This is a genomic window from Sporosarcina sp. E16_3 (assembly GCF_017347125.1).
In the GTDB taxonomy this organism is placed as follows: Bacteria; Bacillota; Bacilli; order Bacillales_A; family Planococcaceae; genus Sporosarcina.
Genome location: NZ_JADPRX010000018.1, coordinates 15,169 through 30,284 on the forward strand (window position 1 = coordinate 15,169; position 15,116 = coordinate 30,284).

Annotated in this window: 12 protein-coding genes; 11 read left to right on the plus strand and 1 reads right to left on the minus strand. The window is 40.0% G+C overall.

Annotated features, from left to right (window positions below; all coding sequences use genetic code 11):
* Nucleotides 1–85 precede the first annotated feature (85 nt).
* The 5 genes from I2483_RS11715 (at nt 86) to argH (ending at nt 6,759) form a co-directional block, all read left to right on the plus strand.
* On the plus strand, nt 86–1,558 hold the full coding sequence (locus I2483_RS11715) for a spore germination protein (RefSeq protein WP_255550411.1): 1,473 nt from the start codon (nt 86–88) through the stop codon (nt 1,556–1,558).
* A gap of 3 nt (nt 1,559–1,561) precedes the next feature.
* On the plus strand, nt 1,562–2,641 hold the full coding sequence (locus tag I2483_RS11720) for a GerAB/ArcD/ProY family transporter (protein WP_207277391.1): 1,080 nt from the start codon (nt 1,562–1,564) through the stop codon (nt 2,639–2,641).
* A gap of 2 nt (nt 2,642–2,643) precedes the next feature.
* A complete protein-coding gene (locus I2483_RS11725) occupies nt 2,644–3,747 on the plus strand; it encodes a Ger(x)C family spore germination protein (protein WP_207277392.1) in 1,104 nt (367 codons plus the stop codon).
* Between the two features lie 168 nt (nt 3,748–3,915).
* Nucleotides 3,916–5,430: a Na+/H+ antiporter NhaC family protein gene (locus I2483_RS11730; protein ID WP_255550417.1), complete on the plus strand. Its 1,515-nt coding sequence runs from the start codon at nt 3,916–3,918 to the stop codon at nt 5,428–5,430.
* Nucleotides 5,431–6,759 carry an argininosuccinate lyase gene (argH, locus tag I2483_RS11735; protein WP_207277394.1) on the plus strand — a complete coding sequence of 443 codons (1,329 nt, stop codon included), beginning with the start codon at nt 5,431–5,433 and terminating at the stop codon, nt 6,757–6,759.
* 189 nt (nt 6,760–6,948) lie between these two features.
* Here argH and I2483_RS11740 read toward each other — a convergent pair whose 3' ends face one another.
* Nucleotides 6,949–7,728: an enoyl-ACP reductase FabI gene (locus tag I2483_RS11740; RefSeq protein WP_207277395.1), complete on the minus strand. Its 780-nt coding sequence runs from the start codon at nt 7,726–7,728 to the stop codon at nt 6,949–6,951.
* Nucleotides 7,729–7,944: 216 nt separating this feature from the next.
* On the opposite strand from I2483_RS11740, the gene argC reads away from it, so the two are divergent.
* From argC to I2483_RS11770, 6 genes are all read left to right on the plus strand, one after another.
* A complete protein-coding gene (gene argC / locus I2483_RS11745) occupies nt 7,945–8,979 on the plus strand; it encodes an N-acetyl-gamma-glutamyl-phosphate reductase (RefSeq protein WP_207277396.1) in 1,035 nt (344 codons plus the stop codon).
* A 15-nt stretch (nt 8,980–8,994) separates the two neighbouring features.
* Entirely contained in the window at nt 8,995–10,221 is a 1,227-nt protein-coding gene (gene argJ, locus I2483_RS11750; RefSeq protein ID WP_207277397.1) for a bifunctional ornithine acetyltransferase/N-acetylglutamate synthase, read from the plus strand.
* The gene (argB, locus tag I2483_RS11755) at nt 10,184–10,963 is read left to right on the plus strand and encodes an acetylglutamate kinase (protein WP_207277398.1); all 780 of its coding nucleotides are present in this window, start codon (nt 10,184–10,186) and stop codon (nt 10,961–10,963) included. The genes argJ and argB overlap by 38 nt, the downstream gene beginning before the upstream one ends.
* Complete coding sequence (locus tag I2483_RS11760; RefSeq protein WP_207277399.1) at nt 10,960–12,114, plus strand: acetylornithine transaminase; 1,155 nt, start codon at nt 10,960–10,962, stop codon at nt 12,112–12,114. The genes argB and I2483_RS11760 overlap by 4 nt, the downstream gene beginning before the upstream one ends.
* Nucleotides 12,115–12,333: 219 nt before the next feature.
* Nucleotides 12,334–13,281, plus strand: a complete 948-nt coding sequence (locus I2483_RS11765; RefSeq protein WP_207277400.1) for a stalk domain-containing protein — start codon at nt 12,334–12,336, stop codon at nt 13,279–13,281.
* Nucleotides 13,282–13,454: 173 nt separating this feature from the next.
* A complete protein-coding gene (locus I2483_RS11770; RefSeq protein ID WP_207277401.1) occupies nt 13,455–14,996 on the plus strand; it encodes an S-layer homology domain-containing protein in 1,542 nt (513 codons plus the stop codon).
* Nucleotides 14,997–15,116 lie beyond the last annotated feature (120 nt).

The window sequence follows — 15,116 nt, forward strand, 5'->3', positions numbered from 1 at the left end:
TAGTATAGAAGTTCCTTACTTGTATAAACCTTTGTGATTTGGGAAATATTGATAAGGTTATTAAACGATAAAGAAGGTGATAGAGATGGGTTTTTCGGATGGTGGTATGTCTAATAATAATGAAGTAAAGTCCACTCAGAATGACAAAGTTCTCATTACAATTGCCGCGATTAAGAAAGAATTAGCCGGTATAAATGATGCCGTATTTAAAGATATCCAGACATCCGATGAGCTTGTGACCATTATTTATTTTAGCTCACTTATCGAAAAACTCACTTTGCACAGAACTGTGATCTCTCCCTTGTTAGATGAAAAGGAAGATTTACTAAAATCGGCTGATGTGCCAGAGAAAGTCAGTCTTTCAGGTATTTTATCTTCAATCACTGAAGGAAAAACGATAGTCTATTTTCATGAAAAAAATCTATTCATAACAGTTCATACATATAGCCCTCCTATGAGTTCAATTATTGGAACAGATACCGAATCCAGTGTCATTGGTCCGCAAGATGCCTTTACTGAATCGTTACAAACAAACCTATCGCTAATAAAAAGAAGGCTCCAAAACACAGGTCTAAAAAGTGAGGACTACACTATAGGAACTGAAACAAATACTAAAATCTCTGTAGTTTATATGGACCATATCGTGAATAAGGAAAATTTGAATAAAGTATTAAAAAAATTAGCTAAAATTAAACATCCGGGATTTAATGATATCACTGTTTTAAAACAGCTAATGGATGACAATCCACTCTCACCATTCCCACAATACCTTTCAACGGTTAGACCAGATGCTGCAGTAACCTACTTGCTAGATGGGCGAGTCGCTATTTTAATGAATAATAGTCAAGCAGTATTGATTTGTCCAATTTCATTTTTCGAACTATTTACTTCCCCAGAAGACTATTATAACCGATGGACGACAGCCTCACTCCTCCGTGCTCTTCGTTTTTTTGGTTTTTTCTTAACGATAATATTAACACCTACGTATATTTCAGTGCTATCTCATCATCCAGAAATGTTGCCTTTTAATGTGTTACTAAACTTACAAGAGTCTAGAGGCAAGGTGCCTTTTCCGCCTGTCCTTGAAGTGCTATTTATGGAACTTGTTATTGAAATATTAAGAGAAGCCGGCACACGAATGCCGACGAAAATTGGTCAAACGATTGGGATTGTTGGCGGGATTGTCATTGGAACAGCCGCAGTTGAAGCAAGTCTTGTAAGTAATATACTTATCGTTTTAGTCGCGATTTCAGCGTTGTTATCCTTTTTATCGCCGAATTTTGTAATGAGTAACGCGAGTCGTTCTGTTCGCTATTTATTTATTGTGGCCGCAGGCATGTTCGGACTATATGGTCAGATGATTGCATTTGCATGGCTTTTTCATCATTTATTAACCTTAACTTCTTTAGGGACTCCATTTATGACACCCGTAATACCCAGAAAATGGTCGGATTATCTAAACAGCGTCTTACGTGTGCCAACTTTGTACCGTAGACAAAAGGCGGGTATTTCAAGAGCACAGAGTACTAAATCACCTCCCGTAGAAAAGAAGGAATAAGCAATGGATAAAAATAAATTTAAAGTACTGAATAGCTACCATGTCGTGTTTCTCGTTCAAAACGTTATTGTAGGGGCTACTGTCTTGTCATTGCCAAATCGATTAAGTTCAATGGGCTACAGTCAGTGGTGGATGCCACTAATATTTGGGGTTATCGCAAATATTGCACTTATTCCGATTATATGGCTGGGTTTAAAATATCGTGACGATAATTTATTCGTCATTCATGAAAAACTACTTGGCAAATGGTTAGGGAAAAGCATAAATACTGTTCTGCTCTTCTATTTCATCATTGTTATAGCAGCCGTCTGCGCAAGTTATTTTCAATTAATCCAAGTTAGTGTACTCATTGACCGTCCAATTACAGGCCCTCTTATCATGTTTTTACTCTTGCTCATTTACATCGTAAGCGGCGAAATCAAATCAATCGCACGATTTTGTATAATAGCCTTTTTCATAACAATAGGATCCGTTTATTTTTTGAAATGGGGATTTGTTGCGGGGGATATTCGTCATATGATGCCTATTTTTAACTTCAATCGGCAAGAGTTTTACACAGCAACTAAAAATGGGTTACTAGCGGTCGGCGGTTTCGAATTAATCTCGTTTTATTTTCCGCATATCATCAATCAAAAAAAAGCATTGAAACATGCTTCACTTGGATTATGGATATCGGTCTTTTTCACCTTTGTATTTACTTTCGTGAGTGTAATGTATTTTTCAGAATGGCAACTTAAAAATCTTTTGTATCCAGTTTTAGGCTTATTTAAAGAAGTAGAATTATCATTTCTTGATCGAATTGATGTTCTAGCCATGACGATATGGGTTTTTCTTATTTTATCAACGACCGCTACCTACTTGTGGGTTGCAAAGTTAGGGTTAGACTCAATTCGTTCAACATCTAAGAAGGCACATCTATACATTATTGCAGGGTTAGTCTACGCGATTGTACAATTTCCATTTATGGTAGAGTTCCAAAAGCTACTGTTTGAACGTATTTTTTCCGTTATGTATGTAATGCTTATATGGCCGGCTGTATTATGTATAATCCACGTACTTAGTCAAAAAAAGAACGAGGGATAAAGATGAGGAAAATTATAGTACTAATGCTCATTACATGTTCAGTTTTTATAATGGGTTGTACGCAAGTTGGCCAGCGAGGCTCCGTGGAAGATTTTGCGTTGGTCAGTAGTGTTGCCCTTGATTATGTGAATGATAAAGAAATGAGGATGACCGTATCTATACCCCAACCAATGGGCGAATCTCCAGTACTTACGGAAGTCTATTCAGCTAATACAGAAATGATACAAGAAGGGCTGGTCGCAATATCTTCAGAAGCAGACAAAATGATTATTTTAAACCAGCTACGAACAATTTTATTTAATGAAGAATTTGCGAAGAGTGGAAAGATGAATGAAGTAATTGAACATTTTTATAGAGATTCAACGGTTGGGAACAAAGTTCGACTTGTTATTGTAAAAGATAATGCAGGAGATATTTTAAAAGCTGATTACCCGGAAAATGAACATATGGATGCTTATTTGAATGATTTGTTTCAGCCTAAACTCCATAATTCATTTAGTCCTTTTACAACGGTTCAGGAGTATATGAATACCCAAACAAGTCCGATATTCCATACGATGATTCCTTATTTAGAAAAAAAAGAGAAATCGCTTAAAATCACGAGTATCGCCTTGTTTGATGATGAAAAAATGATTCAAACGATTACGAATCATGAATCGTTATTAATTCAAGCGTTGATAGGAATTCATAAGCTTTCGCCAATGGCAATTAAATTCAAGGGAAATGAACATGATCAACAACTTTTTCTAGAACAAATTAAAAATGATTTGAAAGTAAAGAGTAATAAAAGTCTTGAATCTCCGGAATTGTCCATTTCACTTAAATTAGAGGGAGTGGTTGTTGAATACCAGGGTAAGCGGGATCTTAGTAACGCTGACGAGAGTAAAAAACTTGAAAAAGAAATTAGCAAACACATAAAAAAAGAAATAGAAGACTTACTAAAAAAACTACAAGAATTAGAAGTTGATCCAGTGGGATTCAGTGAGAACTTTAGAATGCATCACAAAGGAAAATGGACAGAAGAATTAACGCAGAAACTAATAGATACGACAGAATACAAGGTAGATGTGGAGTTTAAAATACTTAACACAGGCACTATAAAGTAGATTGCCCTATAGATAATTTAAAAAGCGTATCGACGGGTTACGCTTTTTGAACCGCGAAAATTTCAAATGTAATTTTCCTATTAATAGTTCTTGCTAATCATGTAATTATAAAATATAATTCATATTTATACATAAAGGTGAATGAAAGTAGGGGTTTTATTGGAACACATGGGTATTGTATCATTGCTACCACCAATACTTGCGGTCATATTAGCTGTGGTAACGAAGAATGTTGTCATTTCGCTATTTTCTGGTACATACTTTGGTGTTTTACTATTGGTCGGCGGTCGTCCGCTTGAAGCGACAATGGAGACAATCGGAAATTACTTGTTTCCACAAGTGGCAGATAGCTACAATGCTGCTGTATTAGTTTTACTGTTTTTCATAGGAGGATTTGTTGCGCTTATGGAGAAATCGGGTGGTGGTGCGGCTCTTGCAGAAAAAGCTACTAATTTTATTAATACACGCGTGAAGGCGCAACTGGCTGCTTGGTTTGGTGGAGTACTCATCTTTTTCTCCGATATTGGAACACCTCTTATCGTAGGTCCCGTTTTTGAGAAGGTTTTTGATAAAGCGAAAATCTCTAGAGAGAAGCTCGCTTGGATCATTGACTCAACATCATCTCCAGTGGCCGTTTTAATCCCGTTCATCGGATGGGGTGTATATATAATGGGGCTCATTAAAAATGAATTTGATTTGTTGAACATTACGACCTCTGAATTCAGTACGTTAGTAAAGGTCATTCCATTTCAATTTTATGCAATTTTAGCTGTAACGATGGTGCCGCTTATGGCCATAGCAAAACTGGATTTCGGTCCTATGGCGAAAGCGGAAAGAAGGATACAGCAAACGGGTGCACTTTATTGGCCAACGTCAACACCTCTTCGAAAGGCGGAGGAAGGTGAAGATATGACCAAGGGAAGTCATGCAAGTTTTATACTACTTCCACTATTAGTACTATTCATAACTTTATTCGGGCTATTAGTTTCATTCGGATTCCCTATCAAACCAGTACCTGGGAATGATTTTAGGATTGCTTTATCGACGGCATACTTATTCGCAGCAATAACAATTGTCATTTTAATGCTTATCTATAAAGTTAAAAAGTTTAATGAAATTTTCTCTATCTATACATCGGGAATGCAGAAAATGGTGTATGTCGCGATTACACTAGTCTTAGCATGGTCACTAGGTAAAGTAATCAATGAGATGGGGACAGCAAACTTTATTGTGGAAGTGATGCAAGGAAATGTTCCTGCTTTCATTATCCCAGCAATTCTTTTCCTCGTTGGTGCAGGAATGGCACTCGCGTCAGGGACGTCTTGGGGGACATTTGCCATCATGCTACCCATTGCCATACCAATGGCTGTCGCACTCGATGCGCATCTGTTAGTCTGTATTGGAGCAGTCCTATCAGGAGGCATCTTCGGAGACCATTGTTCGCCGATTTCAGATACAACGATTTTATCATCGACAGGGGCGGGAGCCGATCATATCGATCACGTGAAAACACAATTCCCGTATGCCCTTCTTAACGGTTCGATTGCGTTAGTTGGATTTATCGTTGCAGGTATTACAGGTAGCGCATTGACGTTACTGTTGACAGTAGTTCTTCTTGTCTTGGCAGTGATTTTATTATCGAAACTGAATGCTAGAAAATACAAAAAAGGAGTGGGCGTATAAATGAAACTTTGGGGCGGACGTTTTACCAGTCGTGCAGATGAAATAATGGAGCAATTTAATACATCATTACCTGTGGACCATAGATTATATAAAGAGGATATCGCAGGAAGCTTAGCACATGTAACGATGCTGGTGCACTGTGATTTATTGACACCAGAAGAAGGCGAACTGCTTGTGGGTGGGTTGCAATCTATTTTGCAAGATATTGAAACGGGTACGATTAAAATTGAAGGCAATTACGAGGATATCCATTCGTTCGTAGAAATGCATCTGACGGAACGCATTGGGGAAACAGGGAAGAAATTACATACAGCACGTAGTCGAAATGACCAAGTCGCTGTAGACATGCGCTTGTATGCAAAAGGCAAGGCAGCACAAGTAATGGACAGCCTTCAAATGCTTATCGATTCACTGAACACTAAAGGCGCGGCAAACAATGTAATCATGCCTGGTTATACACATTTACAGCGCGCGCAAGTCGTTACTTTTAGTCATCATTTAGGTGCGTACGCACAAATGTTCAGTAGGGATAAAAAACGCGTTGGCAATGCGATTGAAATTTTAGATGAAAACCCATTAGGCTGCGGCGCACTTGCAGGTACAACACATAACATTGATCGTGATGTGACAACTGCGTTATTAGGATTTGCAAAACCTGTGGATAATTTCCTAGATGGCGTTAGCGATCGCGATTATTTACTTGAATTGATGTCGGATTTCTCAATTATTATGATGCATTTGAGCCGATTGAGTGAAGAACTTATTTTGTGGAGCAGCCAAGAATTCAAATTCATTGATATGGCAGATGCTTATTCAACGGGAAGTAGCATTATGCCGCAAAAGAAAAATCCTGATGCTGCGGAATTAATTCGAGGGAAAACGGGACGCGTCTATGGCTCTCTGTTTTCATTGCTGACGACGTTGAAAGGATTACCACTTACTTATAATAAAGACATGCAGGAAGATAAAGAACAATTTTTCGATGCACTGGATACCGTAATGGATTGCCTCGAAATCATGTCGAAAATGATTGATACGTTACAAGTCAATGCGGATAATATGAAAGCAGCGATTAAAGCAGGTTTTCTTAATGCAACCGAAGTTGCCGATTATTTAGTAGGCAAAGGGACAGCATTCCGTGACGCGCACGAAATCGTTGGAAAACTGATCATTTACTGCGAGCAACAAAAGAAAGCAATCGAGGATTTGACGGTGGAAGAGTTGGCTAAATTCAGCGAACAGATTACGGATGATATATATGATTATATTGATTATGAAAATATCATTACTAAAGGGAATAAGCACTTGATGAAACAAGTGGGGAAATAAAGGGAGGGGCTGTCTGATTGTGGACAGTCCTTTTTTTTACTGGTTAGTGGTGTTATGTGATCGGTTGGTGGGTTATATGATTGGTTGTCGTGATATATGCTCGGTCAACGGAAATATATGCTAACACTCTCCATTTGTAAACACAAAAACAGCTTGAAAGGACAAATTCGTCCTTTCAAGCTGTTTTTATTAACCCATTATATTATAGCCAGCATCTACATAAATGATTTCACCAGTTACGCCGCGGGATAGATTGCTCAACGTAACAAGTGTCATGTCCGCGACTTCTTCTTGTGTGACGTTGCGTCTTAATGGAGCATTTTCTTCAATTTGCGTCAAAATCGTATTGAAGGAAGCGATGCCTTTTGCAGACAGTGTGCGAATCGCACCAGCTGAGATTGCGTTGACACGGATATTTTCTTTCCCCAAATCGAACGCCAGGTATCTGACTGATGCTTCAAGTGCTGCTTTAGCAACCCCCATCACATTATAGCCGTCAAGCACACGCTGTGCGCCCAAATAACTCATTGTTACGATCGAACCGCCGTCTGTCATGAATGGACGGGCTTCTCTAGCAGTTGCAATAAGCGAATAAGAACTCGTATCCTGCGCAAATGCATAACCACTTCTAGTAGTCTCGACAAAGTCATTTTTCAAATCCTCAGCATGCGCAAATGCAAGCGAGTGGACAACTCCGTGAATAGTACCGACTTCGGCACCGATTTTTCCGAACGCTTCGTGGATACTTTCATCCTCATTCACATCGCATTGCACGATTAGTTTTGCTTCGTAACCGGCTGAGCTTAACAGCTTCTCAAGTTTCGCGAGTGAACGTTCTTTCCTGTATGTGAAAATAACATTTGCACCGACTGCAAAAAGTGTTTTTGCGACGCCCCAAGCAATGCTTCGTTCATTCGCCACGCCCATTACAACAATATTTTTCCCTTTAATTTTAAGTAAATCTTCCATAGTAACCTCCTGAGTAAGTAAAGAAATTGTATATACCTATTATTAGTACCAGATGCTAAATAAATTATAGCATATTTGCTTAGAAATTGTGAATAGCCACGACATAAGAAATGAAAACGCATTCAAAAATGTAATGCTTGAAATAAATAAAAATACAGTTGACTTTATAATTATGCATACATATAATAAGAATAACTAATAACAGGGGTGATTGTGATGAAGGTAGGAATCATTGGCGCGTCAGGTTATGGTGGGCTTGAGCTCATCCGGCTACTGCATAACCACCCTGAAATTGAACGAATCGAATTATTCACTTCATCTGAAGAAGGAATGGTGTTTTCGCATAAGTATTCACATCTTATGAATATAGTCGATCAGCCACTTCAAAAAATAGAGCTAGAAAGATTAGCAGAATTCGATGTCGTTTTTTCAAGTGCTCCTGCTGGTGTAGCGAGTAGATTGCTTCCTCCTTTAATCGGAAAAGGGCCAAAGCTTATCGATTTGTCAGGAGATTTCCGTTTAAAAGATCTGTCTCAATATGAGCAGTGGTATAAAAAAGAACCTGCACCGGCGTCAGCTGTTGAGCAAAGTGTATATGGATTAACTGAATGGAATTATGATGCAATCCGACAAGCACAGTTAATTGCCAATCCGGGTTGTTACCCAACTGCGGTGTTGTTGTCGCTATTGCCACTGTTGAAAGAAAATACAATCGATGCGAGCCAGTTAATCATTGATGCAAAAAGCGGTGTATCTGGTGCTGGCAATCAGCCAAGCCAAATGACGCATTTCAGCGAAACGAATGAAAATACAGCCATCTATAAATTAAATCAGCATCAGCATATTCCGGAAATTGAGCAGGCATTTGCATCCTTTGCAAAAGAAATACCACCCATTACATTTAGTACGCATCTTGTTCCAATGACAAGGGGAATTTTGGCAACGAGTTATGCACCTGTTATGGAAGGGGTGTCGGAAGCTCAGCTAATTGATTGTCTAAAGGAAACATACGCCAATCATCCGTTTGTTCGCGTTTTGCAAGAAAAAGATAAGTTTGGTACCAATCAAGTATATGGCTCGAACTATTGTGATCTCCTCGTGAAAGTTGATCCGCGAACGAATCGGGCGACAATCGTTTCTGTCATTGACAACTTAGTCAAGGGCGCAGCAGGGCAAGCCGTTCAAAACATGAACGTACAATTCGGTCTAGCGGAAATAACCGGCCTGTCACTTGTCCCGGCATTCATCTAACTTAGGGGGAGTATTATGACGACAACAGTTTTAGCACTGAAGCGTATAGCGGGAAATAACATCGTGTCCCCAATTGGTTTCAAAGCTACAGGAATGCATTGTGGGATTAAACATAAGAAAAATGATTTGGCATTGCTCGTTAGTGAAGTACCAGCAAATGTTGCGGGCGTATTTACAACGAATGCAATTCAGGCTGCGCCACTACTTGTCACAAAAGAAGCAATACAGCTGGCAGGAAAAATGCAGGCAATCATTGTGAATTCGGGAAATGCGAACGCTTGTACAGGGAAGCAAGGATTGAAAGACGCTCGCCTCATGCAACAAAAGGCAGCAGAAAAACTTGGCATTGCACCTGAGTTAGTTGGAGTCGCGTCGACTGGAGTTATCGGTGAAATGATGCGAATGGAGCCGATTGTCAAAGGAATCCTAAAACTGGAACCAAGTTCTGAATTAGAAGGTTCAATTCTATTTTCTCAGGCCATTTTAACGACAGATACTGTAACGAAAAATACAGCATATAGCACAGTGATTGACGGCAAAAAAATCATTATCGCCGGAACTGCAAAGGGATCGGGAATGATTGACCCGAATATGGCAACAATGCTTGGTTTTATCACAACGGACGCTAAAATCGAATCAATTCATCTGCAAGCTGCCCTCAAAACGGTGACGGATTTGACGTTTAACTCGATTACAGTGGATGGCGATACATCCACGAATGATATGGTGCTTGTAATGGCAAATGGGATGGCAGGCAATAATTCGCTGACGCCGGCACATCCGGACTGGGAACAATTCACGGAAGCATTGCATGCTGTTTCTCAAGACCTTGCGAAAATGATTGCAAAAGACGGTGAAGGCGCGACGAAGCTTATTGAAGTTGAAGTATCAGGAGCGATTACGGATGTAGAAGCACGTAAGATTGCCAAAACGGTGGTTGGTTCACCACTTGTGAAAACAGCGATCTTTGGCTGTGACGCAAACTGGGGAAGAATTATCGCGGCTGTTGGTTATAGTGGAGCGACGCTAGATCCGAATTCTATAAAAATTAAGATTGGACCAACAACTGTTGTTGAAAACGGGGAGCCTGTTCCATTTTCGGAAGCACAACTACTTGTTTATTTAAAACAACCAGAAGTGAAGATTGTGGTCGATCTTCATCAGGGAAATGGTCAAGGAGTAGCATGGGGGTGCGATTTAACATATGACTATGTCCAAATCAACGCAACATATCGCTCGTAAACGAATGGTTATAAAGCTCGGCGGAAGTATGCTGGAAGGGTTGAATGAAGGCTTTTTTAAGAATGTTATACAATTACAAAAAAACGGTCATGATGTAGTAGTTGTTCATGGCGGCGGACCTTTTATTAATAAAGAGCTTGCTAGAAACAACGTGTTATCGTCCGTAGTGAACGGTATCCGGGTGACGTCCAAAGAGGCGGTGGGGATTGTTCAATCGACATTAATAGGTCAAGTGAATCCTGCCCTCGTCCATCAATTAAATAAAGGTGGAATTGAAGCGATAGGCGTTAGCGGATATGATGGGAAACTGCTTACCTGCACGATATTAGATGAAAAACTGTATGGCTCTGTTGGAGAAATTCAGGATGTCCGCACCGAATTAATAGAAACACTTCTTCAAGCAGGAATAGTGCCAGTTATTTCATGTATCGGTGCAACAGAAGATGGAGCACCCCTCAATATTAATGCGGACACCGTCGCAAGTAAGATTGCGCTGGCGATTCATGCAGACAGCCTACTTCTTGTGACGGATACTCCGGGTATTCAAATAGAAGGAAGCCTTCAACAAACTGCATCACCAACAGAAATTGTCCAGTGGATTGAAACAGGTGAAATTTATGGAGGCATGTTGCCAAAAGTGAAAGCTGCACTTGATTGTTTAGGTGCAGGTATTCCGTCAGTGCAAATTGTCGGTCAGCAATTAGAAGGAACCACAGTTAAATACAGGGAGGTTTTCATTTGACTACGCTATTTCAAAATTACGCACGTCGTTCAGTCCATCTAGTAAAAGGGCGAGGTACGGTCGTGACGGATGACAAGGGAAAAGACTATCTCGACTTCATAAGTGGAATCGCGGTCGTCAGTCTTGGCCATTCGCATCAAGCGCTCGTCGAAGCAGTCAAAAAGCAAAGTGAAAAACTATGGCATGTCTCAAACCTATTTGAAAGCCCGGAGCAGGAACTGTTAGCTGCAAAGCTGGTGGAAGAGACGCCTTTCAGTCACGCGTTTTTCTGTAACAGTGGTGCTGAAGCAAACGAAGCAGCCATTAAATTAGCTCGAAAACATACACAGAAAAACGTCATCATTACATTTGAACAATCCTTTCATGGTCGGACATTTGGCGCAATGTCTGCGACAGGGCAAGCCAAGGTTCGCGAAGGGTTTGGGCCACTACTGGAAACATTTCGTATCATTCCATACAATGATGAACAGCAATTGGAAGCTGCAATCGACGATGATGTAGCTGCAATTATGTTAGAAGTTATTCAAGGAGAGGGAGGCGTCCATCAAATTGATGCCGAATTTGCACAAAAAATAACAACTATCTGCAAGTCTAAAGGGATCTTACTTATTGTCGATGAAGTACAGACGGGTATTGGACGTACGGGAACGCGTTACGCCTATGAGCAGACAAACCTTGAGCCAGATATCATTACACTTGCTAAAGGATTAGGTGGGGGCTTCCCGATTGGTGCTATGCTTGGATCAAGTGAGCTTTTTCCTTCATTCGGACCAGGGACTCATGGTACAACATTTGGTGGCAACCCGTTAGCTGTTGCAGTTGCACAAACAGTTGTTGATATTATATTTAAGAAAAAGTTCCTGCAAGAAGTCGAAGATAAATCGATGTATCTGATTGAGAAGCTGCAGACTTTATTGCCGCAAGACCAATTCTCTATCCGTGGGGCGGGTCTGTTGCTAGGCATTGAATGCGAAGAGGAGATTTTGCCATTCATTCAACAGGCGGAACAAGCAGGTTTGCTGTTAGTTCAAGCGGGAGCAAATGTCATACGACTATTACCACCATTAACGGTTACATATGAAGAAATCGACCAAGCAGTTGCTATTCTTACTGCCCTTTTACTCGCCGAAAAAACTGTACTAACGAAATGACCATTTGAATTAAGGCGTTCAGTGAAGCGCTATTCAATCGACCTCTGTCTGAAGGTTAAAACGAACGGATCCGCTAAAATAGCGGGTCTTTTTGTTTTCCTAGCCTAAAATCGAAAGTACCAATCATATCCCGTAATGGAACGGATAAAATAAATGTAACTTTTACCAATGTCCCCCCGTCAGATTCATAGAGTAACGCAAAGTGAGGAGAGAATTAAAATGAAGAAAATCGGTACAATCGCATTAGCAGCACTATTAGCAGGAAGCGTAGTAGGTGGCTATTCTGCACAAGCACAGGAAAAGGTTACACAAGCCGTTAGCGAAAAAGAACTAGTCACGACAAACTTTATGAAAGCTACGGGCGTCATTCAAGAAATTGAAAAAGAAGAAGCCGGAATCCGTGTAACGATTGAAAATGAAGATAAAATGATTACAATTTTGCGTATTAATGATGACTCCCTGCTATTCAATAGTGGGACGACTAAATCTCTAAAACCAGCAGAACTAAAAAAGGGTGCCACTATCGCAGCTTATTACGATAAAAACAAGCCTATGATCTTGATTTATCCCACAACAGTGACACCTGAAATTGTCGTTGTAAACAATGAAGAAGTCTTTGGTGAAGTGAAGGTCAGCCAGTTTGACAAAGAATTCTTAAGTTTGGATGGCGAGTTGAAATTGAATATCGGGAAGGATACGCCCCTTTACAATCAACAAGGCAAAGCAATCGAATTGAAAGAGTTGAATGGTAAAGAATTGATGGTATTTTACTCAATCACAACGAGAAGCCTACCAGCACAAACAACACCAACTAAAATTATTGCTTTGGATAATGCAACAGTAGAAGCACCTGAAGTAGAGCCTGATGTAAAACCGGAAGTACCAACAGGCGTACAACACATCATCGCTAGCGACCATTATATGAAAAATGGCGTCAAGATGATTCCACTTCGTAAAGTTGCTGAGCATCTTGGGTACCATGTCCTTTCTCAACCAAAAGTCAATGGCGCACTTGTTACTCTAGATAACAGTTCATTCACAATTAAACGTGGCGATAACATGTATGGCTATAATAAAAGCATCCGCAAATTCGAAGTTGCACCTGAACTAAAAGGTATGAAAACATACGTTTCGGAAGACTTCCTTGAGCTATTAATCCAAAACTAATAACCGAAAAGCATGGTATTTGAAAGAAAGCTTGAAACGATGGGACTGCCCTATAATAGGGCGGATGTTTCAGGCTTTTTTCTATGTCTATTAATGAAGAATAACTATACAGAATGTTTAATCTACTGTACTGTTAATATACAATCTATCAATAGAAAAGGAGTTTATGTTTGATGAAAAAACTTATGCTATTTTTAACTGCACTGCTAGTTATGTTCACTACACTTGGCACTGTTTCTGCGGCACCTTTATTTAAAGATGTCGATGATAAGTACAGAACGAAAGCAGAATTAGATTTTTTGGCGGAGCGCGGCATTATTTTTGCGGACCCTGCACAAAACTTTGGCGTGAATGAGGAAATTACCCGCCTGGAAGCTTCAGCTATGATTATCAGGGCGTTAGGTCTCGAAACGGTAGATCGACCCAATCCAAACTTTACCGACGTCATTTCAGGGGACGAAGGATACGAAATTATAGCTACAATAAGTGATGAGGGTATCGTCAACGGCAATGCAGACGGAAAATTCATGCCGAATGATAAGCTAACTAGAGGGCAAATGGCAGCGATTTTAGTCAAGGCTTTTGAGTTGAAGGGGACAACAGAACAGGCTTTCAAAGATGTCGATCCAGCATACTGGGCGTCTGATTCGATTAAAATACTATTCGCCAATGAAATTACAACGGGCTATCCAAACAATACATATAAACCGACAGCATTCATTACGAAAGCGAATTTTGGTGTGTTCATCGCCAGAATACTGAATCCGGAATTTAAAAAACAGCCCGTCTGTTATAAGTCTGACAGTAAAAAAACGGCTGTTGTTACTGTGCAAATGACAAACTTATGGAAAGCACCGAACAACAATCGTGTAGTGGATCGTCCATCAATTTCGAACCCTACCGACATCGAAAAGTGGGCGAAAGGAATGTCTGTCAGCCAAAAGTTGTGGCTCGTTGGCCGAACGGATACGCAGGCCCTATTTGGACAGGAAGTTGTCATTTTGAAAAGTAGCGGAAATTGGCATGAAATTGCTGTAAAGGACCAATACACACCTAGGAATAAAGCAGGTTATCCTGGATGGGTCCCGAAATCCCATGTGACAGAAATAACGACTGATTATACAGATTGCCAGCTAGCAATCGTCGATACGAATATCGCTACTCTTTATAATGAACCAAAAAAGACCAATAAATTCATGGATATCAGTTATACAACAATGCTTCCTGTCATTAAGGAAGAAGGCGATTGGTTGCATGTTCAAACGCCTGCCAATGGTGTGAAATATTTGCGTAAGCAAGATGCTAAAGTTGTTAAAAACTTTGCGGCAATACCAAAACCAACCCAACAAGACATCGTCGATAGTGCGAAGATGTTCCTGGGACTGCCGTATGTTTGGTCGGGTATATCAGGTTTTGGCTTTGACTGTTCGGGTCTAATCCATTCGGTGTACAAAAATCATGGCATCATGATTCCACGTGATTCATTCGTTCAGGCGGTCAATGGTATACCTGTTGCAAGGAAAAATATGCAACCAGGCGATTTACTATTCTTTGCGTACAATCAAGGCAAAGGGAAGGTCTATCACGTCGGCATGTATATCGGAAAAGGTCAAATGATACATGCACCCAATTCAAGCAGAAACGTCGAAATAGTATCCATCGATACACACCCATACAAAGCAAACTATGCGGGCTCAAGAAGGTATTTGAAATAAAGTAAAAGCATCCTTAGGGGTGTTTTTTTATGATTTAATTTTCAAAAATAAGGAAATATGAAAAGCTACCAAGGAATTCCAAACACAAAGATTAAGCCTTCAACATAAGATAAACAATGA